Origin of the sequence: Neobacillus drentensis, assembly GCF_036965645.1 — a bacterium.
Taxonomy (GTDB): Bacteria; Bacillota; Bacilli; order Bacillales; family Cytobacillaceae; genus Neobacillus; species Neobacillus drentensis_D.
The window spans coordinates 1-656 of sequence record NZ_JBALPZ010000088.1; the positions used below are offsets into that span (position 1 = coordinate 1).

Here is a 656-nt window from a genome sequence, read left to right on the forward strand (position 1 = left end):
CCTCTACAGCAATCACTTCTTTCACTCTTACCCCAATATATGGCTTAGTGTTCAGGCAAAGGAACATGAAAATAAATTACAAAAAAGGCCGTAAATACAAATGAAACAAACCACGCTGAAATCGGCTTAAAGTAATGAAATCTTAACATAATTACCATAAGGAAATTAAAAGCAATTGACCACCAGTAATTCCAGCCATGATGATATGTTATTTTTTCAGCTAAATACATTACTCCTTCTATACCACAAAGAATAAATCCCCATAATAATATATATCCCATTTGCTTCGTCAGGGATTTGGGTAAGTGGGAAAGAAACAAAATTATAATGCAAGGAAAAATTATAAAAGCTGCCACTAATACGGAAAATGTTCTGTCAAGTAAAAAATTTTCACTCTCCATCTTCCAAAGAAAATAATGCCCGTCAACAAAGAAATTATATAAAAGCTGATTTACAATCATATATAAAATAGTGGGGTAGTATTTCTCCCAGTTATTGAAATCGCCCCATTTCCAGCAACAAAGTAATAGGATTAAACACAATGCAGTACGCAAAAGTAACACCTAATTTCACTTTTTTATTAATATCTGTGAAAAAGTTCAAATTCATACGATTTCCTCCCCAAGTAAACTTCTCCGTTAGCATTCCTGTAGATC

General features: G+C 32.8%; 1 protein-coding gene. It reads right to left on the minus strand.

What is annotated here, in order from left to right; all coding sequences use genetic code 11:
• Positions 1-44: 44 nt before the first annotated feature.
• Positions 45-563, minus strand: coding sequence for a CBO0543 family protein (locus V7266_RS30775; RefSeq protein WP_420491437.1), 519 nt, complete (start codon positions 561-563; stop codon positions 45-47).
• Between the last annotated feature and the right edge of the window lie 93 nt (positions 564-656).